Below are 21,854 nucleotides of genomic sequence, written 5' to 3'. Positions count from 1 at the left end.
ACGTCCTCTGGGCCCTTCTGCGCGACGGACGATGCCACGAACCCACTCCTCCCATCGCCCTTGCGGCTTGACAGACGGCATTAGGAATCAGTCACTCAGTCAGCTACGCCATACCTCGGCGACGAGCGCGTCGACACCGAGCGTGGCGAGTTGGCCGAGGCGCTGGGTGATGCCCTTCAGGTCGCCGAGGCCGTCGCCGTCAGCGTCGGCGAAACTGCGCGGATACACCTGGTAGATGGCGGTCTGCCGCCACGAGTCGGGGGTGTGGGAGGAGAGGTCGGGTGAGCCGCCGTGGACGAGGCCTGCCGTACGGGGTCCGTTGGGGAGGTGCGGCGCGTCCGTTAGGGAGGTGCGGCGCCAGGGATTCTGCTCCATTGCCCGGATTTGGTGCCCTGAAGCCGTGCAGGGGTCGTTCAGCGCAGCCCCGGACAGGGCAGCCAGGCCCGCGAGGCGCCATGGGCGGCGGTGAGCAGCGCGGACAGCGGGCCGGCCACGCGCCTGCTCGGCATCGGCGTGCGCGGCCAGATGGGCCAGCAGTCCGGCGTACCCGGAGCCGGAGGTCTCGGCGGGGCGCCAGCCGGTGTGGCGGTGCCGGGGCAGCGGAGGGGCCGAGCCGTCGGCCAGGTGCCGTGCGGGCAGTTTCCCCGAGCGGCCGGGGCCGCTCACCGAGCCGCTCCAGCCCGAGCGGCAGCGGCGCCGGTCCACCGGGCACCGCGAGCCGGTCGGCTGCCCGGAGCCAGGCCACCCGCGCGGCGATCCCGAGGGCCCACCGCACACGCTCGGCGGTGACCACGGGGACTGCGGCGGTGACGGTCCGGTAGGAGTCGGTGAACCAGGAACGGTGGGCGGGAGGGGACGCCTCCGGCGCGGGTGCGTCAGGCGTCGGTATGTCGGGTGCCGGAGCGTCCGGCGTCCATGTGCCGGGTGGCGGTGTGTCAGGCATCCGTGCCGGACGCGGGAGAGGGGCGGCACAGACCTGGAGCACTCCGAGGTCGTGCAGATGGGCGAGGAACCCGCGCAGCACCGCGTGACCAGGGGCCGCCGCCTGGATCACCGCTGTGCCGAGCAGGACCGCCTCGATCTCCCCCAACGGCCGCGGCCCGTCGGCAAGCAGGGCCAGCACGCTCTCCAGTGCCCGGGTGTGCCGCAAAACCACCTCCCGCGGCGGCTTGTGCATGAAGAAGAAGGAGCGGGCCAGGCCGGAGGCGAGCAGTTCGAGCGCTGTGCCGGCCAGCACCCAGCGCTCCACCGACCTCTCACTGACCGCAGATCCTTCGCGATCACCGCGTTCTTCTCACCCCGCGCGAACCGCTCACCCGCCTCGAATCGGATCCTGCGGCCATGGCCCGCTCGTCGCGCTCGGCGACCCGCCGCGCGGAGACCTTCGGGGGCGATCCCGCGGGGGAAGAGACGACGTCTACTTCAGCCCGTCGTAGCAGGCCTTCTTGATGGACTTGATCCCGAACAGCGTAGATCCGCCGGATCCCAGTGCGGCCATGGCGCCCTTCTTGGTGTCCACGCTGGCGAGGGTGGCAAGGACCTTCTTGACGCCACCGGCGTTCCTGATCACCTTGTAGGCGGCCTTGCCCGGGGCGAATGCCGCGGCGAGCGCAGCACCGCACTTCATGGAATTCCAGGTGTCGCTGACCATGCCGCCCGCGATCTCCTTGGTCTTGTCCCACCACTTGGGGTCGGCGACGACGGGGTAGGCGGTGGACTTGTCCGTCTGGATGGTCTGGATGAGGGTGTCACCCTCAAGCCGGTAGCTGGTGGGCACCGGCTTGCCGTTGGCGTCCTTGGCCCAGGGAGTGTCGAAGAGGCCGACTACCTCGCCGGTGCTGTCGCCGACCACGACGCCACCTTCTTCCAGGAGCGCGGCGTGGGCGCCACTGGGCAGGTCCAGCGGGAAGCGGTACTCGGTGGGCGCCGACGCGTTCTTCAGCGTGATCAGAACACTTGCGCTGCCGTCCCGGCTGACCTGAGCGGCAACGTCGACGGGTCCGTCGGGCTGGGTGTACATCACGGTGCCGTTGGCGGTGGCGCTTGCCGATGCGGCAGCCGAGCCCGGCAGGCCGATGGCCACACGAGTCCCCTCAGGGTCAGTCACGGCGATCTTGCCGGAACTCGTGGCAGGCATCTCTACGCGCGTTCCCGCCGCGTCCGCGGTCAGGTTTCCCCCACCTGTCCGCGGGGTGGTCAGGTTGGTGGAGCCAGTGGCGTTTTCCACGACGGACGCCGCCGCGTCCGCGCCGGGCTGGGTTCGGCCCGAGTCGGCGAACGCCGGAACCGTGGTGACGAGCATGGCGGAGGCGGCCATCGCCGCTATGCCGGTCAGCGCCGATGCTTTGTTAACGGAAAGCTTCATCATGTCCCCATGGGCTGTTCAGCCGTCACTGCGATCGGGTGGTGACGGTAGGTCGCGAATGATCTTTCCATGGGTAACGGCCGTATTGAGTATGCAAAGGAAGGGATTAAGATCACTGGAACCAAGTAAACGAAGATCACATCCGTGTTCCGCGTGCGTGCCGCATGCGTCCGCATCGACCGTGACGTCGATGCCCAGACTGGCCGATTCGGGCCTGGGGGCATCTCGACTTCCGTGCTTCGCTTGCGTGAATCATGGAGGTGTGGCCTCGCTGCGGCGGCCGAGGAAAGGGCACGCACGTCCGCGACTTCGTCCCGATGATGCGGGACCTGACCGGCAACGAACTCTCCCACCTGGATGGAGTGCGTCGAGCACGACGACCTTCCCGCGCCGCACTCCATGGCCAACGGCCTGTGCCGGGACGAGGATGCCGTCACTCCCGGCCAGCGACCTCTTCACCACTCACCGGCGCGGGTAGAATCACGAACCCCTGACCGCGCCTTGGGTCTGTTTACGGTCTTGATCGTCAGGCGGAGGAACGACTTCGCCCAGTCCGCGAGCTTCCCTGCGTAGGCATGCGCCGTCGCCGGTACCGCGATGACCGGAGTGTGCATCCCGCGCCGTGCGCAGTCACATGGCAGGCCGGCTCAGGATCGGTGGACTCGCGGTAACCGTCGGCCATCGCGATCAGTTCCTTGGCGCCGTCAGCGCGCACCCCCATGACGACCAGCACGCAGGACTTCGCCTCGGCCAGGCGGATCCGCAGATGGATGCCTTCGGCCTATACGTAGTCGTAGTCCGTGGCTGACAGGTCTCGCTCGCCGAATGCCTTGTGATCGGCCTGCCACTGCGTCGTCAGCCGGGTGACCGTGGCGGGCGATAGGCGGGCGATAGGCGGGCGATAGGCGGGCGAGAGGCGGGCGAGAGGCCGGCGGAAGAGCCGAGGAACTGCCCCGGAGCGGGCACAAAGTGACCCCGATGGCAGGCCATGCAGGTAGAGCAGGGGCAGCACCTCGCTGATTCTCGGGACTTGCAGGCTCAGGGCGGCAGGATCACCGAGGAGAACCGCTTGCGCTACCCGGTCGTCTCGTCGACGTGCTTGTCATTGACCTGGGGGCCCTGATCTCGATCGCCCCGGCCGCGGTGGCGACCCTTCTGGGCTGGTGGTAGCCATTGCGCACGACCGGACGACGCCCGGACCCGTCCCGCTGATCAGCCAACTCGGCTGTGCGGGTATTGGCTTTGGCTTCGGCTTCCAGCGCGGCGGCGAGTACGGCGTCGGAGCTCTGCCGGTCGGCATCATGACGGGCATGCTGGAGCCGGAGTTGACCGAGGACGAGGTGAACGTGCGAGCGCGTATGGTGCGGTCGAGTCGGCCTTCACCCCGCCCTGGGGTACGCGGGCCGTCTGCGCTGACGGCTACCGGCGGCACAGCGCGCACGCGCGCGAGGCGCGGGTGGGTTGGAGCCCTGCGGAAGTCGGGACCCGTCCCGTCGGGGAGCGTGCAGCGAAACGGGTGCGAAGAATTCCACCGCAGGGTCTACTCGCGGTCTCGGCGTTCTATCCACCCATGCTGTTGCTGACGCAGTAGAGGACGTACACCTCGTACAGGGCGAGGAGCAGGCCGAGGAATCGTGTCCACGCGGGCAGGGCTCGGCGCTGATGGGTGTTCCACATGCGGCGGAGGCGCACTACGGCGGAAACGGCGCCGAGCGCGGGATGCCTCCGAAGCGTGGTAGGTGTCGGCATGGAAGTGCGCCCTACGGCAGGGGGAACGACCGTGGGGCGCACATGGGTGGAGGGCCGGGCGGGGGCGGGGGCGGGAGGACGTCGGACAGTATGGCGTGCTCCGTACGGCAGTTGACAGCCCGAACGCAGCACGTCAGAGTCCCGGCGTGAGCGAGACCAACGATCTTACGCCGACCGAGGCACGTATATGGCGGGCCTTTCCGCGAGGCGAGTCCGTCGACTTCCGCGCCACCGGGAACGAGGATCCGGCGCTCGGCAACACCTGGGGCGCTGAGCGGACCGTACGGGCGAGTGCGCTGCGGGCGCTGCTGCTCAAGGCTCCGAATGAAGAGGGGGAGATCGCCGCGCTGAAGATCATGGGGGCGCGGATCACCGGCGTATTGGACCTTAAGTACGCCACGATCGACGCCGCCATCCGGCTGAGCCACTGCCGATTCGACGGTGTTCCCGACTTGTACGGTGCCCAGCTGCGCCATCTCAATCTGAGCAAGTCCGTTCTGCCGGGCTTGACCTCGGCGACCTTGCGGGTCGAGGGGGTGCTGCGGATGACGGACTGCCGTATGCGGGGGCCGGTGCGGCTCGGCGGGGCGCAGATCTCCGGGGCGTTGTTCATGGAGCGCGCGGAATTCACGGCGCCGGACGACTCCGAGCCGGTGCTGCAGCTCAACCAGGCCGCGATCGGGGGCGACTTGTGGGCGCCGGAAATGCGCGCGCACGGACAGGTACGGCTCACTGGCGCCTCCGTCGCCGGGCGAATCAACATTCAGGACGCCGTGTTCAACAAGCCCGATGGCACCGCCCTGGACGCGCAGAACCTCAGCGTGGGAGCCCATGTACGAGCGCGGTGCGTACGTGCACAGGGGCGGGTCGAGCTCCGAGGCTCGCGCATATCGGGCCGTCTCGACCTGCTCCACGCCCGCCTGTCGCATCCGGGCGACACGGCGCTACGGGCAAGCAGTTGTGTCATCGGTGAACTCTGGCTGCGCAGGGGCGATCGCATCGAGGGCGCCCTGAATCTGCGGCGTTCTCAAATAGAGATCCTGACCCTTGAACCGGAGATGCTGCCGGACCAGGTGTATCTCAGCAATCTCACGTACGCCGTACTCACCCCGCACGAGCCCGCCGAACGCCGCCTTCCGATGCTGGAGCGGGACGGCGATCGGTATGAGCCGCACAGCTACGAGCAGCTGACGGCGGCCTACCGCCACGTCGGTGACGACGACGCGGCCCGGCTCGTCCAACTCGCCAAGCAGCGACGCCGACGCACCACGCTCACCTGGTACGGGCGTCTGTGGGGCTACGTCCAGGACGCCACCGTCGGTTACGGCTTCCGCCCGTTGCGCGCGGCCGTCTGGCTGCTGTCCCTCATGGCCGTCGGATCGATCGCGTACGGCCTGCACCACCCACGCCCCATCAAGGCGGACGAGGCCCCTGGCTTCAACTCCGTTTTCTACACCCTCGACCTGCTCCTGCCGGTCGTCAACTTCGGCCAGGAGCCGGCGTTCGTCCCTGACGGCTGGCAGCAGTGGCTGTCATACGCCCTGATCATCACCGGCTGGATCCTGGCGACGACGATCGTCGCGGGCGTGACCCGTACGGTCAGCCGCCAGTGACCCCCTCTAGGAGTTGTCGACAAATGTGTCACGCCCACATCAGGAGCGAGGCGAGGGTGACGGCTGCTGGGTAGGACTCGACGGTTTTGTTTTGTCGTGCGGGTGACGATGCCTCGCCATTGCTTCAAGGTTGAAGCGGCGTTCGACCACGTTGCGCCGCTTGTAGAGCTGCTTGTCGAAGGCCGGCGGGCGTCCGTCCCGGCTGCCGCGTCGGAGCCGGTTGCGGATCTGGTCGGCCCGCTCGGGGATGGTGTGGCTGATGCCGCGCCGTCGCAACCAGGTGCGGATGGCTTTGGAGCTGTAGCCCTTGTCGCCCAGGACATGGACAGGCCGCACGGGGACCGCCCCGGACCGGTGCGGGGCACCCGTATCGCCTCCATCACCGCGGTGAACTCGGTGCAGTCGTTGGTGTTCCCGCCACACGAGCCAGTCGATGTCCCCGGCCGCGTCCGCCCTGGCCTGGGCGGCCCGGAGCATGCGCTCGAACGTGCCGTTCAGGGCCCACCGGCGAAATCGGGTGTTCAGCGTGGCCCACGGGCCCTACCGCTCGGGCACGTCCCGCCAGGCCGTTCCGGTACGGCAGTTCCACACGATTCCGTTGAGCACCGTGCGGTCGTCCAGCCGCTCCCGGCCCCGCAGTGACACCGGCGGCAGTGGCCGGACGAACACCCACTCGGAATCGGACAGTTCAGAACATTTAAAGGCACGGCCTAGATCGGATGAGTACGACTACCGATGCCCGGGGTGGCTGTTGTTGATGGAGTGAGGCCTATGAAGACGACGCAGAACCATGTGACGCGGCTGACTGCCTTCCACAAGACCTGGTGGAAGGCACCCCTTGTGGCTTCCCTGCTTGGTCTTCCGCTCCTGGCGATGGAGTACAGCGTGATCCGGGCCCACGACGGTATGGGCCAGTACGGGGTCGTGGTCTACGGGGCTCTGTTCTTTGCGCTGCTGCTGGAGCCGGCGCTGGCCTAGGTCGCGCCCTGGGTCGCTTCGGACACCGGTGTGTGTCGGTGGCAGACCACCGGCCTTCGATCTGTGGTGCCTACAAGCAGCGCAATACCGTCGAGCGGCGCATCAACCGCTTGAAGCAGTGGCGGGGCATCGCCACTCGACTCGATACGAGAAGACCGCTATCTACCTGGCCGGACTCCACATCGCGGGCATCTTCCTCTGGTTCGCCCGGTGATCCAATGGGGACTACGTTCTGGCGATTTCTTGCCGGAGTTGGTGGGTGAAGCGGCGCAGGAGGTGCAACGTCTCTTGGTGCTCGGCCTTGTGGTCGTCCCTGCCGTCGGTGGGCCGGGTGCTCCAGACGCGGTGCGCGAGAGCATTGGCGAGATCGACGGTGTCGCTGGCACAGAGCAGGTAGAGGGCTGAGCGTGCTTCCTGCATCTGGTTCGCCAGCTCGTTCGCTCCGGGGCCGTCGTCACTCAGTCGTGTTTCCTTCAGGTAGTCCAGTAGCTGAACTACGGCCGTGTTGAAGCTGATCCCGGCTTTGAGCTTCTGTTCGCGGTGCCACATGCGGTCCTGGCGGCGCGCGGTGAACCACGAACCGAACACCGCCCCTATGAGGCCGATAGCGGCTCCGATGGCCACGGACAGGATGTTCTCCACGGTCAGCTCCCCCCGCCGTACAGCGCCACCAGGCTACAGAGGGCCGCTGGAGGCGCCGGCGCCGCACTCGACGAGCGCCCTCACATGCCAAGGGTTCGGTGAAACTGCATAGGGCGTCGCTGACGTACTTCTGCCGGGTGCCGGTGTGGAGGTCGAGAGGGTGGCCCTCGGGGAGTCCGAGGCCCGGCTTGTCATACGGTCGCCGGCGGTCTCAGCCATCTGCCCCGGGTGCGGGCAGAGATCCTCGCGAGTGCACTGCTACTGCTACTGCTACTACCAGCGGTGGCATTGCCATCGACTCAGACAGATACCGCCTTCCGGTCCACTTCCCACGGATGCGAATGGATCTCCGGACGATGATGTGTCGAAGCTCGATCGCCTCAACGAGCAGGGAGGCAAGTAGGACGGCCCATCGACAAGGTGCCGTATTCACTACCCGTGTGCTGCCCCGCGCTTCAAGTGCGCCGCCTTAAGTGCGCTGTGGTGGGTTAGCCGGAAAGTGGAAACGTCCGTCACCCCAACAGCGCTGGTCGGGTCCTCTCCGATTCGTACCTGCCGGCCGTGGGTCTGAGTCGGCCCGAGACGCGGGCAAGGGAGGGCTGAGGATGCGCACACGGAGCTTCGGGGCGGTTACGGGTCCTCTCGTGTCGCTGACGTCAAAACCGATCCAGCGGGCCGTTGAGCGGGGCTGGGATGCGCTGTGCGGGTATACCGCAGGTCTGCCATACGCCTCCGTCTGTTTGAGTATCGACTTCGGCGACCCACTTCCCCTCACGCAGGCACGTGACCTTATCCGGTACCGCCTGGGCCCCGACGTAGGAATCGACCTGGCCGAGGAAGGTTTCACGGCCATGCTCGCGCTGGACCATCTGCCTCTGCCCGCGCCAACGCAGGCTCAACGCCTACTGGATGCACTGGCCGGCCGGGTCGAGGCGTGCGTGTGGGGCAACCGATACCGCTTTTTCCTCCGAGTGCCGCAGTTCGCAGCGGACACCGACTGCACAGCGGTGGCCGCGGCCGCGCTGCACCGGCACCACAGGCTGACCACACGGCAGTTCCAGTCCAAGGCCGCCGAGATCCTACGGGCCAAAGCACCGCGACGCCCGGAAGAGGAGGACCTCCTGCCGGGGGCAGTCATGGTCTACTGGGACGACGCGGCCGAACCACACGCGTTGCCGCGGGGTTGCAAGCAGGACGCGGTTGTCAGCGCCAACGTGTTGCGCACGCTGATCTTGGGCGAGCAGCACACCACCCGCGCGGGACACCCGATAGCCCAGGCCACACTTGCGCACGTGGGCCAGCACTTGCTGTCCGGGAACTACTTGAGTGGCACCCGTTACTACCCCTCACCGGCCAGCTTCCTCCTCGCCGTCGCACGCTTGTGCGCAATTTCGCCTTACTGCGCGCGACGGCTCTCGGCACCGCTGCGCCGCGCCAACGCCACCGTGACGATCACTGATGCCCTCGACATGGCGCTACTGACGATCGCCGCGGATCACTGCGGCGACGGTGAGGATCAGATGGAGCGACGGGAGCGGCTGGCCGCATCCCAGCGGCCTGACGGCCTGTGGCCCGCGGGGGCCTACTTCCGCATGGGCCGTGTCCCGGCCTACTTTGGCTCGCCCCAGCTGACCACAGTGTTCGCGCTGCGCGCCCTCCAGCCGTCCATCGGAGAGGGGTCCGCACGTTCATGACTGCCGATCCCCTCAAGCCCTATCGCACGCATCTGGCAGATCAGCGGCAGCGTGAGCTTGCCGACGCCTTGTTCACCTGGTCCGTACAGCGCTGTTCGTGCCTGAACGGCGCTTCATGGCACGCACGGCGCGCGTTTTTCGCGGCCGCCTTCGAAGGCCATTGCGCACCTGCCGATGCCGTGTGGTGGGAAAGCCTGCTCGCGGCGAAGTTCATCGCCCTCTACTTCATCCTCGACGACGGGCCAGCGGAAGACGCAGCTCAGCTGGCGAGTGAGTTGACTGCGGCGCAAACCGCGCCAGAAAGCGAACTGGGCACGCTGTATCGGGCCCTGCTCACCGACATGCATGCTCACGATCTCGACACCTGTCAACTGCACGCCGACGTAGCACAGTTGTGTCTTGCGGTTGCGGCGGAGAGCCATCACGACCCGGCTGAGATGACTCCGCAGGAGTTCCACGCCCTGAGGCTGGTCACCGTCGCCTCCCTCCCATACATCAACTGTTGGCGAACCATCCGTGCCCTGCCCGCACCTGACGAAGACTGGCTCGATGAGCAAGCCCTGGAAGCGATCTACATCGCCAACGACCTGGCGTCCTTGGAGAAGGAACAGCGCCCCGACGCCACAGGAGCGTATGTGACCTCCAATTGCGTCCTCTTCCACGCGGCGCGGAACTCGACGGGTCTGCCCGAAGCCATCGATGCCGCGGTGGCCCGCTACAACCACCTCGCCGACGGCCTCACACACTCCACGCCCGGCCCTCACCTGTCGCTGCTGACAGGAGTGGTTGACGGAAACCTGCGCGCCCATCACCTCCTGGCGGCCACCCGTTTCCCCGGCGCAGCACGACACCTGCACCGACTGCGCTTCATCCGCGCCTACCAGTCCGCTCACGAGCCCGTTCATCACAGCGCTGACGGGGGACGTTCATGAAGCAGTTCCGCCTGAGCCGCGCATGGAACTCGGCTGTCCGTACAGGGCCGGACCACGACCACCTCGGGGCTACCGGTTCGCACATACCGACGCCGCCCGGAGCTTGGCCCCTGGCAGGCCACACGATCGCGTTTGTGCGTCGACCGCTCGACTTCATCGCCTCCCTCTCCCAACACGGTGACCTTGTACAGCTGCGCCTAGGCACGCTGCCGGTGTACGCCGCCACACACCCCGCACTCGTTCACCAGATCCTGGTCACAGACGGCCGTAACTTTGTCCGCGGACGGTTCTTCGACAAAGCCGCTGCATTCCTCGGCGAGAGTCTGGCCACCGCCTCCGGCCCGGAGCACCGACGCAAGCGCCGCATGTTGCAGCCCGGATTCCGAGCAGAGCAAATCGCCAGGTTTTTCGAACCCATGTGCGCCGCTGCCGAGTCACTGGCCACCGGATGGACACCAGGCCGGCGTGTCATCGTCGACGAGGAGATGAACCACCTCGCCTTGACCGTTGTCATCCGCACCCTCTTCAGTACCGGCCTCTCGCGCGACGCCTCAGCCGCTTTCCACCACGCGCTGCCGATCCTGGCCCGTGGAGCGATCGTACGCACCGCTTTGCCGGACTGGTTCAACAACCTTCCTCTGGCGGTCAACCGACGTTTCGACCACGCTGTCCAAGACCTGCGCACCGTTATCCACCAAGCCATCGCCGGAGAGCGCCATGACACCCGAGAGCACCACGACCTGCTGTCGATACTGCTGGCTGCTCGCGACGACGCCGGACATCGCCTGACGGACCAACAGGTCGTGGACCAAGTCGTCACCTTCGTCACTGCAGGAGTCGAGACCACCGCTGCCACCCTCACCTGGATCTTCCACGAACTGGGGCGCCACCCTGACATTGAGGAACGTCTGCACGCCGAACTCGACCGCGTCCTCGGCGACCGACCCCTGCAAGCGCAAGACCTTCCGACCCTCGACCTCACTGGCCGCATCATCGCTGAAGCGCTGCGCTTGTACCCACCCTGGCTGTTTACCCGCCGCGCCCTGGCCGCTTCCCGCCTTGGGGACGGCTCCGTCCCTGCTGGTGCGGAAATCCTCTACAGCCCCTACGCCATCCACCGCGACCCGCGCTGGTACGCCAACCCCGCCAGGTTCGACCCCGACAGGTGGCTGCCGAGCCGCGCCGCGAGCACGCCTCCTGGCGCCTACCTGCCTTTCGGGCTGGGCCCCCACAAATGCATCGGTTACTCCTTCGCCCATACGGAGATCGCGATCGCCCTGGCCTGCATTTGCCGACGTTGGAGCTTGCGCCCGGTTCCAGGGGTACCCAGCAAGCTGATCGTCCGTGCAGACGTTCACCCCGACACACTCCCCATGACCGCCCAGCCTCGCCATCCTGTCCCCGGCACAGGCGGAGGAGCCTGAACCGAATCGGCAATCCATATCTGACGGACGCCGCACCGTGCTGCGACAGCGGTCCAGGGGAAGCCGGCGAAAAACGATGGGGGCAGGAGGCGGCCGCCCCTATCTGGAACTCATGGCGGTCAGCCTGGAAGCCCCCTTGGCGGCGGCCGGCCCGGAGAAGCCCGGCACGATGGGCGGCGCCCTGGTGTGGGGACCTCCTCCGGACGAGGAGCGCGGGGACCGGTGGGAGCGCCACCTTGGCCAGGCCCCGCCGCGCCATCCCGCGAAGACTCTCGGCGCGAACCGGGAAGCCCTGCCCGGCGATGAGCGTGAGGAGTTCGACGAGCAGCGCGACGCCTGCGACCTGGCCGATCCCGCCGCCGTCGCCGCCTTCCGGGACCACTGGTGGGAGCGTGCCGTGCAGGGCCAGGAGGAACTGGAGGGCCAGGTTGCCGCCGCGCTGGGCGGGAACGTCCTGGTCCAGCCCGGCCACAAGCTGGCGCCGGAGTACGAGGCCACGCTGCCGCCCGCCATCCGCCACCTCCCGCCGTCCCGGGACGACATCCGCGCCGCCTTGCGCCACGAGAACGTCCGCGCACGGTTCAACCGGGAGTTCATGGAGACGGTCCCGCCGCACTGGCCGGCGCTGCTGATGCTGCGGGGGTGGGACATCGCCCGACTGATGGCCGACCCACGCGGCGACCGGGCCGTACGCGCTGTCATCAACGGCCGCCGCACCTCGGACTGGCCAGGTCCTGCCTGATGGGTCGGTGACGAGCGGGGCTGCCATCGTTTGACGACAGGCGACCGACGCCCTGTCGTGCGGCCGCAGAGGCCACTGGCCCTCCTCATGGTCCCGCTACGACAGATGGCGGGCGAAGAAGGTCCCCACCCGCCGCCGTACCTCGGCGAGTGTCACGACCGGGTCGCCGGTGCCGATGAGCGCGGCCCGCGCTGTCGCTGTCACCAGACCGGCGGTCTGAAGCCGCGCGACGAGCGGGCCGTAGTCGGTAAACGCCCAGTGGTTGGCGTCGGCAAGCAGCACGCGGCGGCCGGGAAGGCTCGCCCAGGAGGACTCGATACGGGCGGCGCCCTCGAATCCGTCGGTGCGGAACAGCAGCAGCGGCCGGTCGATTTCGACCGGCGTCGGGTACAGGTCGAGATAGCCCTCCAGATTCGCCACCGCGCCGACCCTGCGGTCGTGGCGGGCTGCGTACACCGACGCCGTGCCGCCCGCGGAGTGCCCGTACAACCCGATCCGGCAGAGGTCCATGACCGGGGCGAGCGGCAGGCCGCTGAGCCGGTCCAGGACCAGGCGGAGGTCCGCGATCCGGGTGTCTGTCATCGTGCGGAAGGTCGCCGGGTCCGGCGGTCCCATCAGGACGGTCGTTCGCATCCCGGTCGGCAGTTCCACCTGAGAAGCATCACCGGGGTGGTCGACGAGCACGACCACCCGGCCGTGGCTCGCCAGGTCCTCGGCGAGGGTCGTGCCGAGCGTGCGGGAGTCACCGCCCCCGGGTGAGTACACCAGTACCGGCCGCCGCCCGGGCAGCGGCGGCGCGCCCACGTACCCGTGAGTGAGGACCGCGCCCCAGTTCACCGCTCCCGGCTCCGGCAGTCCCGGATGAACGTGCGGCGCGTACTGGGCGAACACCTCGGCCTCGTCCGGGGTGAGCTGCGGGGCCCGGGAGAAGCCGTGTACCGATCGGGCCGGGTACAGGACGGTCAGCATCAGCTCCCGCACGCCCCCCACCCACGGGTCGGTACGGGCCGGGTCCGTGAGATGGACCGTCCGCATGCCTACGGGGTACGGGCCGGTGGGCGCGGGCAGGCGGAGGAACGGGCCGCTGGCGGAGGCGGACGCAGCCGTGGGCAGCAGGGCGGCGGCACTCCCGAATAGGGTGCCTTTCAGGAGAGTGCGTCGAGAAGTCATACGAACATCCTTGGGGCCGGGGCTGTCACGGTGCGAAGGTTCAGGCCCTGGCCGAAAGGCTGGCCCAGGACGAGGAGTTGTGAGGGTGCTGCGAATCCAATTCACCGCGCAGGACTTCGCCCGAATCCGCTTCGCACCCCGCCCGGCGCCGCTCCAGGAGTTGCACGCCGCTCTGACGACAGCCGTGGCCCGGCGTGGCGAGCCGCTGTTCGCGTCGTGGCGCGGCCGTGTCCTGCGCTCCCTCCCGGCCGCAACTGACCCGCTCTCGGACCTGGTTCCGGCGGGCCGCCCGCCCTCCTTCCTCGACGTCCTCGGCGACACCATGGCCGACGGCTTCGAACAGATCCGCGCCACCAGCCCCGGTCTCGTCCGCTCCGAGCTGGAGCGGGTCTACGGGGCGGCGCCCGCCCCTCGCTGGATCCGCGGCCTGCACGCGGGCGACGAGACGGCCTGGCGCACCCTGTACCGCGCCCAGCGAGCCGCGTACGAGACGGTCCTCGCCCCGGTCTGGTCCGTCGTACAGGATCTGCACCGTGAGGAGTTCACCCGCTACGCCCTGACGGTCGCCGAGCACGGCGTGGCCGCCACGCTGACCGGCCTGGCCCCGGGCAGCCGACTCCACGAGGATGTGTGGGAATGGCCCGGCGCGGCGCCGGACCGCGACGTCTGCCTCGGCGGGCGCGGCCTGGTTCTGCTGCCCACCTTCCACCACCCGGCGGGTCCACTTCTCCAGGACCCCCCGGGCCGTCCCGCAGTTCTGACGTACCCAGCCGGTCCCGGGCTCCCGCCCACTGCGGTGCGCCCGGTCGTCGCCGCCGAGACCCTGGCCGCCGTCCTGGGCCGCACCCGGCTGGACGCCCTGCGCCTCCTCGCCGAACCCCACACCACGACGTCCCTGGCCCGCGCCCTCCACGTCAGCAACGCGACGGCCTCGTCCCACGCGGCGGCGCTCAGATCGGCAGGCATGGTGACGACGACCCGCACAGGCCGCTCGGTCACCCACAAGCGCACGGCCCTCGGCACGCTGGTTGCGGGTGTGCCTTGCCGGCCGTAGTTCCCCGCAAGACAGAGTGGGTCGGCCCGTGGCCACCGGCGACGGCCGTCCACCCGCCCCGGCGGCGGCAGACTGCCGTGCTCGGGGACTCGGCCTGACCGCACTGCCCCCGGCCTCGCCCCGGGGTCGCATGCCTCGGGCTGGATGCCGAGTTCGTGGGTGGAGTGCTCGCCGAACCGGTGGATGTGCTCGGTCAGGTACGGCGAGATGTGGGCCAGGTCCTCCGGGTCGATCTACATCGACGCCGCCGTCGCCCAACTCCGCGCACAAGGGCACGAGATCCGCGACGAGGACATCGCCCGACTCTCCCCGCTCAAGCACCGGAATCTCAACGTGCGGGGCCGCTACAGCTTCACCCTCCGCCCTGGCTGGCGGCGGCCTACGGCCGCTGCGCGACCCGGACGCCGCGGCGCTCGACGACGATGACGATGACGACGGTGCGGCGGAGTGAGCGTCCCGGTCAGTCTCCGCGGCCTACTCATGGTCAGTGCAGAGGTGGGCAATCAGGGCCGCGCGGGCCCACTCCTCCCAGGCGTCGGGGGACCAGCTTCGGTTGTCGACAAAGATCAGGTACAGCTCCGGGCTGAGAAGCCCGTACAGCAGGTCGGCGGCGCGGGCGGTGTCGACGTCGGGGCGGGCGTCGGGCTTGGAGGTCAGTGCCTTCGCTGCGGCGTGCTGGACGGTATAGCGCGGGTCGGGGCCGGCGGGCCACTGCGCGGCGATCTCCGGGTCCGTGGCTGCGGCAGCCGCGATCAACGGCATGATCGGGGCGACACGGCCGAGGACGTCGCGTACACCCCGTACGTGGGCGCGCAGTTGCCCGGCCGCGGTGGGCTCGGCGCACGCGGCGCGGAACCAGTCGCGGTCCATCGTGGCGACCGGTTCGACGTCGCCCGCGATGGACGTGTCGATGACGTCCTTGAACAGCGCGCGCTTGTTGCGGAACACGAAGTACACGGTCTGGACGGCCACACCCGCGTGATCCGCAACCTCCTGAAGGCTTGTCGCGCCGTACCCCTGTGCGACGAACAGCTCCCGCGCCGCCGCGACGATCTTCTCGCGGGTACGCCGCGAGCGCTCGGCCCGCTTGTCGGGGCGCTTGACGTTCTGTCCGCCGGATCCCTTGACTGCATCCATGCCGAGAGCCTAACTCTAGAGTCGGTCATTAGAGATGGACTCTAGTTTCTTGGAGGGTAGCGATGAGTGAGGCTCGGACGGCTGTGGAGCTGGACCAAGAGGCTGCTGTGCGCCGCGAGTTGGAGGACTTCTACCGGGACGGCAGGCCGCCGTGGGACTGCGGTGTCACCCCGCCCGAGCTCGTGGCCTTGGTGGACGGGCCTGACGCACTGATGCCGGGCCGGGTCCTCGAACTCGGCTGCGGCACCGGGACTAACGCGGTGTACCTGGCCCGGCACGGCTGGCGGGTGGCGGCCGTCGACCTGGTCGACCGTGCGGTCCGGCAGGCGAGGGAGAAGGCCGCTGCGGCCGGAGCGGACGTCACGGTGCTGTGCGGGGACGCCACCCGACTCGACGAGGTGGGCGTGCCCGGCCCGTACGACCTGTTCTTCGACCTGAGCTGCTACTGCGGGATTCCACCGCACCGCCGCGACGCCTACGCGGCCGGCCTCACGAAGCGTGCCGCCCCCGGCGCACGGCTGCTGATATTCGGCTACGGGCCCGAGGCTTTCGACGACCCGATCTCCGGCGTCACCGCCGACGAACTCAGCGCCAGGTTCGCAGGGTGGCAGCTGGGCGACGTGACTCCCGGCACGAACCCGGTCCCGACTTTCTGGTTCACGCTGCACCGCGCCGCAGCCGCGGCGTGAGCTCAGTCGCACCGGGCAGCTTCGGGCCGCGGACGTCGCGCGCGGCCGTTCTCATAAATGGTCCTCTCGAAACCCGCACGTTGTGCGAGGCACTGCTGAGAGGCTGCCGCCATGGATCTCACGCCGATCAGGCCGCATTGGCGGTAGAACATCACGACTGCCCGAACTGGGACGTGCCCGTCGACAGCGCCTGCCGCACCCGGGGCGGGAAGATCGCCCCGAAGTAGGAGCGCTGTCATCGCCGAACGTGCCCTGCCCAAGCCCAACGAGCAGAACGCCGACAGCAACGTCTGCTTCTACAGCTTCGAAGCCGTCAGCGTCGGTGGCAGCGGCAAGTGGCACAACCGCCCACCGCGACGCCATGGTGCGCGCCAGCGCCGCCTTGCTGCGTGCGCACGGCTGGGACAAGGACAGCACCACCAGCGTCATGGGCCACAAGGAGTGGACGAACCAGAAGAGCTTCCGGCGGCAGCACGGCCGGTGCGTGCTTCTTCGCCCCCCCATCCGTCCCCGCCGTGGGGTGGAGGCGGAGGATGGCGAAGACGGGACACGCCATCGCTCCGACCGACTGGCGGAATCCCTGTAAGGCACTGAACACAAGCACTGGGTTACTCGGGTCTTTCTGGCTCGTTCATGTCGTCCTGGGTGCTGTTGTGTAGACAGTGCCGAGGCGTTCGATGGTGATGATCCCGGCCTTCTGGGCGTTGCCCGCGAGGGCGGTCCCGCTGTGGTATCGGGTGGTGAGACCGTGGTAGTGGAGGTTTCCGCTGATGAGGTGAGGGCGTATTCGGTCTGGCAGGTGGCCCAGTAGCCGAAGAGGTTCGTCAGCCGCAGGTCCATGTACTCCTCGAAGGGCGGGAGTTCGTCGCGCCAGCGAGCTTCGGACTCGGTGACGGTGGAGGCGAGGATGTCCCGGTAGGTGTCGCGGTAGCGGGTGGCGAGGTCCGGTGACATCTGCGGCCAGGCCGGGGTCAGGGCGTCGTGCAGCATTCGGCCGGCGTGGAAGTCGGTATCGACCGGCGCTCCGTCCAGCGTGGCCAGCCAGCGTTGCCGCAAGTGCTCGGTCTGGTCGGCGTCGTCCTGGATACCGGGCCGGGAGAAGGAATCGTCACAGATCCCGGCCGGGATCATGATGTTCGGGAGGGTGAGGCAGCGGTCGTCGAGCATGTGCGGGTAGCACACACAGGCGGCGGGCCCACTGTGAGCACTTTTCCTCGATACGCGCATGCTCGGGGTGTGCGAGCAGCGGGAGTTGCATGGGGATCTGCGGCATCTCGAACTGCGTTCCGGGAGCCAGAGTGATCAGTTTCTTGAGAGGCGAACTCATGGGTTTCCTGGCGGGTTGACATTGCGGATGGCATGGCTGATTACCAACAGGCCGAAAGTATCGCCAATGCATCGGCGCGCGCCCTCCGTTCGGTTGTGCCGCGCTGCTCGATGCGCGTCTTCGTTACCTGGCCGACTGCCGTGACCAATGCGGCGGCGGGTGCCGCACACGCCGGACTGTGAGGAAGCACGCCGTAGGGCGCGCCGCTGCTCCGTGTGGAACAGACGCTGAACCTCGCGGAGAACCCCGGCACACGGCTGTGCACGCTGTGCGGACGCGCTCAGGAGCTCACGCCGATGCTGAACGGCTTCGACCACATCACCGAATACCCCGGCTTCTGCCCCGACCCCCCTTCGGCCGAACGGGTGACCGTGTTGGCCAACGGGGGTGCCGGAGCCGGACGATGAGGGCTATGAGCACGGACACAAGCCTGACGAGGCGCTGACCGGGTTCCAGCCCGTTGACTCCCTCACCGGCTCCGCCTGGCCCGACGTCCTTTCCCACATCGTGCCCCCCGGGCCGGGCCCCGGCCCTCACGCACCTTGGCCAGCACCCAGCCACCAGCACTCAGTCCTCAGCCCCCAGCCCGAAGGCCAGCGCTCCCCAAGGGCCTCGAGGACCACCGATGTGGGCTATTCGGGTTCCTCTGTACGAGCACTGATCAGAGCTCCAGGGCATGGCTCGTTCCGCCGGTGGCCGGGGCTCTGGGAGGTAGCGGCTTACGGACCTACGATGAGCGGCATGTTGCCTGATGCGTCCCCGTCCTCTGTCTGGCCGGTCCTGCACTACGACGACACGAGGGCGGCGTTGCGCTTCCTGGTCGGCGTGCTCGGCTTCGAGCAGGCGGTCGCCGTGCCGGACGAGCATGGCGAGATCGGGCACGCCGAGCTGTGCCGGCCTGGTGGCGGTGCGCTGGTGTTCGGTTCGACGCGGCACACCGACAGCGTGCATGGGCGGATGCGAGCGGGAAGCAGCGCGGTCTACGTAGTCAGCGACGACGTGGACGCGGTACACCGGCGGGTGGTCGATGCCGGCGGCGAGGTTCTCGAAGCGCCGCATGAGACCCGGTTCGGTTCGGGCACCGCGGCGTACGTGTGCACGGTGCGGGATCCCGAGGGCAACCTGTGGACCTTCGGCACCTACCGCGGGCCTTCACCGGAGTAGAGCGCCAGGACGAGATGGAAGGACCCCGGCCTGTTGGGCCGGGTCCTCTGCTGTGTCCGTGCGGCGCGGGGTCAGTGGCTGCCGGCGAGTTCGCCGGTGAGCTTGCCGTGGAGGTCGGCGCTGGGGTCGTTCAGGCCGGTGATCTCCACGGTCTTGCCGCGCTGGGCCTACTTGGTCTCGATGGCGTCCAGGGCGGCGGCGGAGGAGGCGTCCCAGATGTGGGCGGCGGACAGGTCGATGACGACCTTCTTCGGGTCGCCGGCGTAGTCGAACTGGCCGAAGAGGTCGTTGGAGGAGGCGAAGAACAGTTCGCCGGTGACGGAGTAGACCACGCTGGTGCCGTCGGGGTCGGTGACGGCGGTGACGTGGGCGAGGTGGGCGAGGTGGGCGACGCGCTTGGCGAAGATGACCATGGCGGTGAGCGTGCCTGGTCATTCCCTCCGCCCGCTCCCAGGGCGGATTTCGCCTCTACACGGAGTCCGACGTGCAGCGGCTCATGGTCATCCGCCGCATGAAGCCGCTGGGCTTCACCCTGGAGCAGATGCGCGACCTGCTCGACGCCACCGACCGCCTCGACCATGCCGATACGGCCGGTGGCATCGAGCGCGACGCGCTCCTGGAGCGGGTGCGGACCTACGAGCAGGACGCCACGCGCAAGATCGAGGAGCTGTGCATCCAGCTGACCCGCGCCGAAGACTTGGCCGCGACCCTGCGCAACCGGCTTGACGCCGCACGCCCCATGGGTGCCTCGGTCTGACCCTCAACCACGGGCAGGCACCGCGCCGACACCTGCTCCTGGCAGCCGCCTCCCGACAGCTTTATGAGGTGGCAGCCCTGATGCGGAACGTCAGACCGTCCGGGCCGGTCAGACGCTGCTCGCCGACATGGTCTTGCCCGTCCGGCATCCCGTGTCCCAGGCCGCGTGCGCGGGCGGCCACGGCTTCCGGATCGTCGACGCAGACGACGAGCTCCCAGCAGGGTGCGCGCTCCTCGGTGCCCTGCACCGGGACGAAGTCCGCGCAGCTGAGGACTGTGCCGAGCACATCCCGGTAGAAGCGGCGGGCCTGCTCGGGTCGGGGGCAGGCCAGGACCATGCGCTGTGGTGCGCGCGCCGACGGAGACCATCGGTTAGAAGGGTGTGTCTGCCACAGGGAGAAGGCCGCGCCGACGGGATCGATCAGGGTGGCGATGCGGCCCTGGTCTCCGGCGTCGAACGGCGCGAGCACGAGTTGGGCGCCTGCTGCGGTGGCGGCTTCGGTGCGGGCGTCGATGTCGTCGACGGCGAGGTAGTAGGCGATGTGCGCGGGTGTGCCCGGCGGGTAGAGCGGCGAGCTGAGGTCGCTCACGCCGCCGATCTGATGACTGTCGGCGAAGATCTTGATCGCGCGGCGCCAGTCGTCTTCGTCCACGGCGAAGTGCCAGCCCAGCACTTCGGAGAAGAAGGCTGTCGTGCCCGGTACATCGTGCGCCTTGACGTCCATCCAGCAGAACTCGTTCAGCGCACCGAGATGAGGTGTCGTCAACTACCTGCCCCCTTGCCGCGTCGACCAGTTGCTGTAGTAGCCGACCTGCTGCTTCCTCAGCAACCCGTTTTGGGCTGATAGCCGTGGAGAAACGCCCGCACCCCCGGCGGTGATGAGGGCGGTGCGGGCCGGGGCGGACAGCGGCGCGGCGCCATGGTGGCCGCGCTCGGAGACCGCGCCGGAGGTCAACAGCAGGAAGTGGTCGGCCGCCAACGCGGCATCATCCACGTCCAAGGCACCGAGCTCGGCCACGCGGCGTAGCTGGTGGGCGAGTTCGCGCTGGGCGCGCTGCGGACCGGACCGGTCCCACGCCTGGAGCAGGCCGCGCGGCAGCTGTGCGGCCTCGGCTCGCATCCGGCGCACGAGGGCGAAGTGGTCGGCGAACTCGGCGCGCGGTCTGTTCCAGGCCGTGGCCAGGGCAAGCAGGGCCGCCTCCAGGCGGTGCGCTTCGCTCACAGGTCCCAAGTGCCGCTGGGTGAGGTCGTCCAGGACGTCGGCCACTCGTGTGGAGCTGTCCTCGATGACCGCGGCGAACAGCTCCTCCTTGCCCGTGAAGTGGTTGTAGATGGTGCGGGTGGACACCTCCGCCTCGCCGGCGATGGTCTCGACGCCCAAGCAGACGGCTCGGCCGCTCGCGCAGCTGCGCAAGCGGTGAAGGCCAGCGCGATCCTCACTTCTGGGGTGGCCGTCGGCGTCATCACCTCCCTCCTCGAGTACGCCCGTGCGGCGGCTGCGGCGGCTGCGGCGATCCGGGCCCGGGCCGCCGCCGTGGTCGACATAGCGCTGGCGGCCGTCGACGTCACCGCGACATGTTCGTGATGAACGACGGCGGCCGCTTCCACCACCGCCACCTGCTCGCCGAAGCCCGCCGCCACCTCGCCCTCGTCCTGCGCGGCCGCCGCCGTGACCCCGGCCTGGACCACAGAATCATGGCCGCCGCCATCTCCACCCGCTGCCGGGACATCAGCGAGCCGAAGACCGTACGCGGCCTGGAATCCGGCTACCGCCCCTAAACCGCCCGATGGGACCTGTCGGACCTCCCCGCCCGGCACGGCCCACCAACCCCCGCACCCGACCCGGACCGGCAACCTCCGGCCGACCCCGGCGAGCCGGCTACGCCCCGGCCCCCGGACCAGGACGCGGGGGAGTGGGAGATACCCCGCCTCCCGCTGACTTACGACCGGGCCGTCCTCGCCGGCGAGGTGGTGCGGTGGTGCGGTGGTGCGGGAGAAGCTACGCACCACCACCGACACCCGCGTGCGGGGCGGCCGGGCGTACGACGTCGTCGCCCACCAGCAGGCGGCGATGCCCGAGCAGCTGCTCGCGCCCCCGGCCGCCGACCCCGAGCACGACGACCAGGAGCCGGAGGCGGACGCCGGAAGGTGATCGACATGACGGCGCTGCGGCCTTGCGGGAGTCCCGCAAGGACGTGGAAGCCCTCGCCCTCACAGCCGAGCGGCCGCGCCACCTCCAGGACGCCTTTACCGAAGCGGCCGACCAGGCCCGCGCCCGTGCAAACCGCTACGCCGAACAGGACGATGTCGACGCAGTGCGCCCGGTGCGCCCGGTGCGCCAGGACGACCAGCAGGCGCACCGCCCGCAGGAGCCCGGACCGCACCGCGGCGGGGAGGTCGGCCACTGAGTGGACCCG

General features: G+C 68.9%; 22 protein-coding genes and 8 pseudogenes. 17 read left to right on the top strand and 13 right to left on the bottom strand.

Annotated features, from left to right (window positions below; translation table 11 throughout):
- Window positions 1-123 precede the first annotated feature (123 nt).
- The 5 genes and pseudogenes from ACWDZ7_RS38425 to ACWDZ7_RS38405 all read right to left on the bottom strand — a co-directional run.
- Window positions 124-375 (bottom strand): annotated as a pseudogene (locus ACWDZ7_RS38425) (alpha-amylase family glycosyl hydrolase); the annotation flags it as partial.
- A gap of 862 nt (window positions 376-1,237) precedes the next feature.
- A pseudogene (locus ACWDZ7_RS38420) lies at window positions 1,238-1,395 on the bottom strand (IS630 family transposase); the annotation flags it as partial.
- Window positions 1,396-1,417: 22 nt separating this feature from the next.
- The gene (locus ACWDZ7_RS38415; protein WP_451803391.1) at window positions 1,418-2,365 is read right to left on the bottom strand and encodes a hypothetical protein; all 948 of its coding nucleotides are present in this window, start codon (window positions 2,363-2,365) and stop codon (window positions 1,418-1,420) included.
- A 551-nt stretch (window positions 2,366-2,916) separates the two neighbouring features.
- Window positions 2,917-3,657, bottom strand: a pseudogene (locus tag ACWDZ7_RS38410) (transposase); the annotation flags it as partial.
- Window positions 3,658-3,925: 268 nt separating this feature from the next.
- Entirely contained in the window at window positions 3,926-4,114 is a 189-nt protein-coding gene (locus ACWDZ7_RS38405; RefSeq protein WP_451803390.1) for a hypothetical protein, read from the bottom strand.
- Window positions 4,115-4,260: 146 nt separating this feature from the next.
- On the opposite strand from ACWDZ7_RS38405, the gene ACWDZ7_RS38400 reads away from it, so the two are divergent.
- The gene (locus tag ACWDZ7_RS38400) at window positions 4,261-5,727 is read left to right on the top strand and encodes a membrane-associated oxidoreductase (RefSeq protein ID WP_451803389.1); all 1,467 of its coding nucleotides are present in this window, start codon (window positions 4,261-4,263) and stop codon (window positions 5,725-5,727) included.
- Window positions 5,728-5,755: 28 nt separating this feature from the next.
- On the opposite strand, the pseudogene ACWDZ7_RS38395 reads toward ACWDZ7_RS38400, so the two are convergent.
- A pseudogene (locus ACWDZ7_RS38395) lies at window positions 5,756-6,414 on the bottom strand (transposase).
- A gap of 84 nt (window positions 6,415-6,498) precedes the next feature.
- On the opposite strand from ACWDZ7_RS38395, the gene ACWDZ7_RS38390 reads away from it, so the two are divergent.
- A complete protein-coding gene (locus ACWDZ7_RS38390) occupies window positions 6,499-6,705 on the top strand; it encodes a hypothetical protein (protein ID WP_451803388.1) in 207 nt (68 codons plus the stop codon).
- A gap of 37 nt (window positions 6,706-6,742) precedes the next feature.
- Window positions 6,743-6,919: pseudogene (locus tag ACWDZ7_RS38385) on the top strand (IS5/IS1182 family transposase); the annotation flags it as partial.
- A gap of 11 nt (window positions 6,920-6,930) precedes the next feature.
- On the opposite strand, the gene ACWDZ7_RS38380 reads toward ACWDZ7_RS38385, so the two are convergent.
- Window positions 6,931-7,347, bottom strand: coding sequence for a hypothetical protein (locus tag ACWDZ7_RS38380; protein ID WP_451803387.1), 417 nt, complete (start codon window positions 7,345-7,347; stop codon window positions 6,931-6,933).
- Between the two features lie 644 nt (window positions 7,348-7,991).
- Between ACWDZ7_RS38380 and ACWDZ7_RS38375 the strand changes: the two genes are divergently transcribed.
- From ACWDZ7_RS38375 to ACWDZ7_RS38360, 4 genes are all read left to right on the top strand, one after another.
- Entirely contained in the window at window positions 7,992-9,041 is a 1,050-nt protein-coding gene (locus ACWDZ7_RS38375; protein ID WP_451803386.1) for a hypothetical protein, read from the top strand.
- Entirely contained in the window at window positions 9,038-9,973 is a 936-nt protein-coding gene (locus tag ACWDZ7_RS38370; RefSeq protein ID WP_451803385.1) for a terpene synthase family protein, read from the top strand. The genes ACWDZ7_RS38375 and ACWDZ7_RS38370 overlap by 4 nt, the downstream gene beginning before the upstream one ends.
- Window positions 9,970-11,397: a cytochrome P450 gene (locus ACWDZ7_RS38365; RefSeq protein WP_451803384.1), complete on the top strand. Its 1,428-nt coding sequence runs from the start codon at window positions 9,970-9,972 to the stop codon at window positions 11,395-11,397. The genes ACWDZ7_RS38370 and ACWDZ7_RS38365 overlap by 4 nt, the downstream gene beginning before the upstream one ends.
- A gap of 76 nt (window positions 11,398-11,473) precedes the next feature.
- The gene (locus ACWDZ7_RS38360; protein WP_451803383.1) at window positions 11,474-12,139 is read left to right on the top strand and encodes a hypothetical protein; all 666 of its coding nucleotides are present in this window, start codon (window positions 11,474-11,476) and stop codon (window positions 12,137-12,139) included.
- Between the two features lie 96 nt (window positions 12,140-12,235).
- Here the strand turns inward: ACWDZ7_RS38360 and ACWDZ7_RS38355 are convergent, their stop codons facing one another.
- A complete protein-coding gene (locus tag ACWDZ7_RS38355; protein WP_451803382.1) occupies window positions 12,236-13,309 on the bottom strand; it encodes an alpha/beta hydrolase family protein in 1,074 nt (357 codons plus the stop codon).
- An 85-nt stretch (window positions 13,310-13,394) separates the two neighbouring features.
- Here ACWDZ7_RS38355 and ACWDZ7_RS38350 point away from each other — a divergent pair, with 85 nt between their 5' ends.
- Window positions 13,395-14,363, top strand: a complete 969-nt coding sequence (locus ACWDZ7_RS38350) for an ArsR/SmtB family transcription factor (RefSeq protein WP_451803381.1) — start codon at window positions 13,395-13,397, stop codon at window positions 14,361-14,363.
- A gap of 234 nt (window positions 14,364-14,597) precedes the next feature.
- A pseudogene (locus ACWDZ7_RS38345) lies at window positions 14,598-14,814 on the top strand (Tn3 family transposase); the annotation flags it as partial.
- A 23-nt stretch (window positions 14,815-14,837) separates the two neighbouring features.
- Here ACWDZ7_RS38345 and ACWDZ7_RS38340 read toward each other — a convergent pair.
- Complete coding sequence (locus ACWDZ7_RS38340) at window positions 14,838-15,500, bottom strand: TetR/AcrR family transcriptional regulator (protein ID WP_451803380.1); 663 nt, start codon at window positions 15,498-15,500, stop codon at window positions 14,838-14,840.
- Window positions 15,501-15,562: 62 nt separating this feature from the next.
- Here ACWDZ7_RS38340 and ACWDZ7_RS38335 point away from each other — a divergent pair, with 62 nt between their 5' ends.
- Window positions 15,563-16,189, top strand: coding sequence for a class I SAM-dependent methyltransferase (locus tag ACWDZ7_RS38335; protein WP_451803379.1), 627 nt, complete (start codon window positions 15,563-15,565; stop codon window positions 16,187-16,189).
- A 51-nt stretch (window positions 16,190-16,240) separates the two neighbouring features.
- Here the strand turns inward: ACWDZ7_RS38335 and ACWDZ7_RS38330 are convergent, their stop codons facing one another.
- Complete coding sequence (locus ACWDZ7_RS38330; RefSeq protein ID WP_451803393.1) at window positions 16,241-17,320, bottom strand: terpene synthase family protein; 1,080 nt, start codon at window positions 17,318-17,320, stop codon at window positions 16,241-16,243.
- A 411-nt stretch (window positions 17,321-17,731) separates the two neighbouring features.
- On the opposite strand from ACWDZ7_RS38330, the gene ACWDZ7_RS38325 reads away from it, so the two are divergent.
- Both ACWDZ7_RS38325 and ACWDZ7_RS38320 read left to right on the top strand, forming a co-directional pair.
- Window positions 17,732-17,923, top strand: a complete 192-nt coding sequence (locus ACWDZ7_RS38325) for a hypothetical protein (RefSeq protein WP_451803378.1) — start codon at window positions 17,732-17,734, stop codon at window positions 17,921-17,923.
- 334 nt (window positions 17,924-18,257) lie between these two features.
- Window positions 18,258-18,680: a VOC family protein gene (locus ACWDZ7_RS38320; RefSeq protein WP_451803377.1), complete on the top strand. Its 423-nt coding sequence runs from the start codon at window positions 18,258-18,260 to the stop codon at window positions 18,678-18,680.
- A 71-nt stretch (window positions 18,681-18,751) separates the two neighbouring features.
- Here ACWDZ7_RS38320 and ACWDZ7_RS38315 read toward each other — a convergent pair.
- Window positions 18,752-19,108, bottom strand: a pseudogene (locus ACWDZ7_RS38315) (STAS domain-containing protein); the annotation flags it as partial.
- Between ACWDZ7_RS38315 and ACWDZ7_RS38310 the strand changes: the two are divergent.
- A pseudogene (locus ACWDZ7_RS38310) lies at window positions 19,108-19,437 on the top strand (MerR family transcriptional regulator); the annotation flags it as partial. The pseudogenes ACWDZ7_RS38315 and ACWDZ7_RS38310 sit on opposite strands and share 1 nt — an antisense overlap.
- A gap of 61 nt (window positions 19,438-19,498) precedes the next feature.
- Here ACWDZ7_RS38310 and ACWDZ7_RS38305 read toward each other — a convergent pair.
- Both ACWDZ7_RS38305 and ACWDZ7_RS38300 read right to left on the bottom strand, forming a co-directional pair.
- Window positions 19,499-20,203, bottom strand: coding sequence for a VOC family protein (locus tag ACWDZ7_RS38305; RefSeq protein ID WP_451803376.1), 705 nt, complete (start codon window positions 20,201-20,203; stop codon window positions 19,499-19,501).
- Window positions 20,204-20,851 (bottom strand): TetR/AcrR family transcriptional regulator, encoded by a 648-nt coding sequence (locus ACWDZ7_RS38300; RefSeq protein ID WP_451803375.1) that lies wholly within the window; start codon window positions 20,849-20,851, stop codon window positions 20,204-20,206.
- 3 nt (window positions 20,852-20,854) lie between these two features.
- On the opposite strand from ACWDZ7_RS38300, the gene ACWDZ7_RS38295 reads away from it, so the two are divergent.
- The 4 genes from ACWDZ7_RS38295 to ACWDZ7_RS38280 all read left to right on the top strand — a co-directional run bounded on the left by ACWDZ7_RS38295 (window position 20,855) and on the right by ACWDZ7_RS38280 (window position 21,845).
- Window positions 20,855-21,022, top strand: coding sequence for a hypothetical protein (locus ACWDZ7_RS38295; RefSeq protein WP_451803374.1), 168 nt, complete (start codon window positions 20,855-20,857; stop codon window positions 21,020-21,022).
- Entirely contained in the window at window positions 21,013-21,216 is a 204-nt protein-coding gene (locus ACWDZ7_RS38290; RefSeq protein WP_451803373.1) for a hypothetical protein, read from the top strand. The genes ACWDZ7_RS38295 and ACWDZ7_RS38290 overlap by 10 nt, the downstream gene beginning before the upstream one ends.
- A 208-nt stretch (window positions 21,217-21,424) precedes the next feature.
- The gene (locus ACWDZ7_RS38285) at window positions 21,425-21,589 is read left to right on the top strand and encodes a hypothetical protein (protein WP_451803372.1); all 165 of its coding nucleotides are present in this window, start codon (window positions 21,425-21,427) and stop codon (window positions 21,587-21,589) included.
- 22 nt (window positions 21,590-21,611) lie between these two features.
- The gene (locus ACWDZ7_RS38280) at window positions 21,612-21,845 is read left to right on the top strand and encodes a hypothetical protein (protein ID WP_451803371.1); all 234 of its coding nucleotides are present in this window, start codon (window positions 21,612-21,614) and stop codon (window positions 21,843-21,845) included.
- The last annotated feature ends 9 nt before the right edge of the window (window positions 21,846-21,854 follow it).

This window comes from Streptomyces sp. NPDC003032, assembly GCF_053591415.1.
Note: the sequence above shows the minus strand (reverse complement) of the source record. Positions and strands in the feature narration are given on the sequence as shown.

Excerpts from the sequence above, each read along its gene's own strand:
- ACWDZ7_RS38340 (WP_451803380.1), bottom strand. The coding sequence starts at position 15,500 with ATGGATGCAGTCAAGGGATCCGGCGGACAGAACGTCAAGCGCCCCGAC.
- ACWDZ7_RS38320 (WP_451803377.1), top strand. The coding sequence starts at position 18,258 with ATGTTGCCTGATGCGTCCCCGTCCTCTGTCTGGCCGGTCCTGCACTAC.
- ACWDZ7_RS38360 (WP_451803383.1), top strand. The coding sequence starts at position 11,474 with ATGGGGGCAGGAGGCGGCCGCCCCTATCTGGAACTCATGGCGGTCAGC.
- ACWDZ7_RS38355 (WP_451803382.1), bottom strand. The coding sequence starts at position 13,309 with ATGACTTCTCGACGCACTCTCCTGAAAGGCACCCTATTCGGGAGTGCC.
- ACWDZ7_RS38405 (WP_451803390.1), bottom strand. The coding sequence starts at position 4,114 with ATGCCGACACCTACCACGCTTCGGAGGCATCCCGCGCTCGGCGCCGTT.
- ACWDZ7_RS38335 (WP_451803379.1), top strand. The coding sequence starts at position 15,563 with ATGAGTGAGGCTCGGACGGCTGTGGAGCTGGACCAAGAGGCTGCTGTG.
- ACWDZ7_RS38370 (WP_451803385.1), top strand. The coding sequence starts at position 9,038 with ATGACTGCCGATCCCCTCAAGCCCTATCGCACGCATCTGGCAGATCAG.
- ACWDZ7_RS38290 (WP_451803373.1), top strand. The coding sequence starts at position 21,013 with ATGTTCGTGATGAACGACGGCGGCCGCTTCCACCACCGCCACCTGCTC.
- ACWDZ7_RS38390 (WP_451803388.1), top strand. The coding sequence starts at position 6,499 with ATGAAGACGACGCAGAACCATGTGACGCGGCTGACTGCCTTCCACAAG.
- ACWDZ7_RS38365 (WP_451803384.1), top strand. The coding sequence starts at position 9,970 with ATGAAGCAGTTCCGCCTGAGCCGCGCATGGAACTCGGCTGTCCGTACA.
- ACWDZ7_RS38330 (WP_451803393.1), bottom strand. The coding sequence starts at position 17,320 with ATGATCCCGGCCGGGATCTGTGACGATTCCTTCTCCCGGCCCGGTATC.
- ACWDZ7_RS38415 (WP_451803391.1), bottom strand. The coding sequence starts at position 2,365 with ATGAAGCTTTCCGTTAACAAAGCATCGGCGCTGACCGGCATAGCGGCG.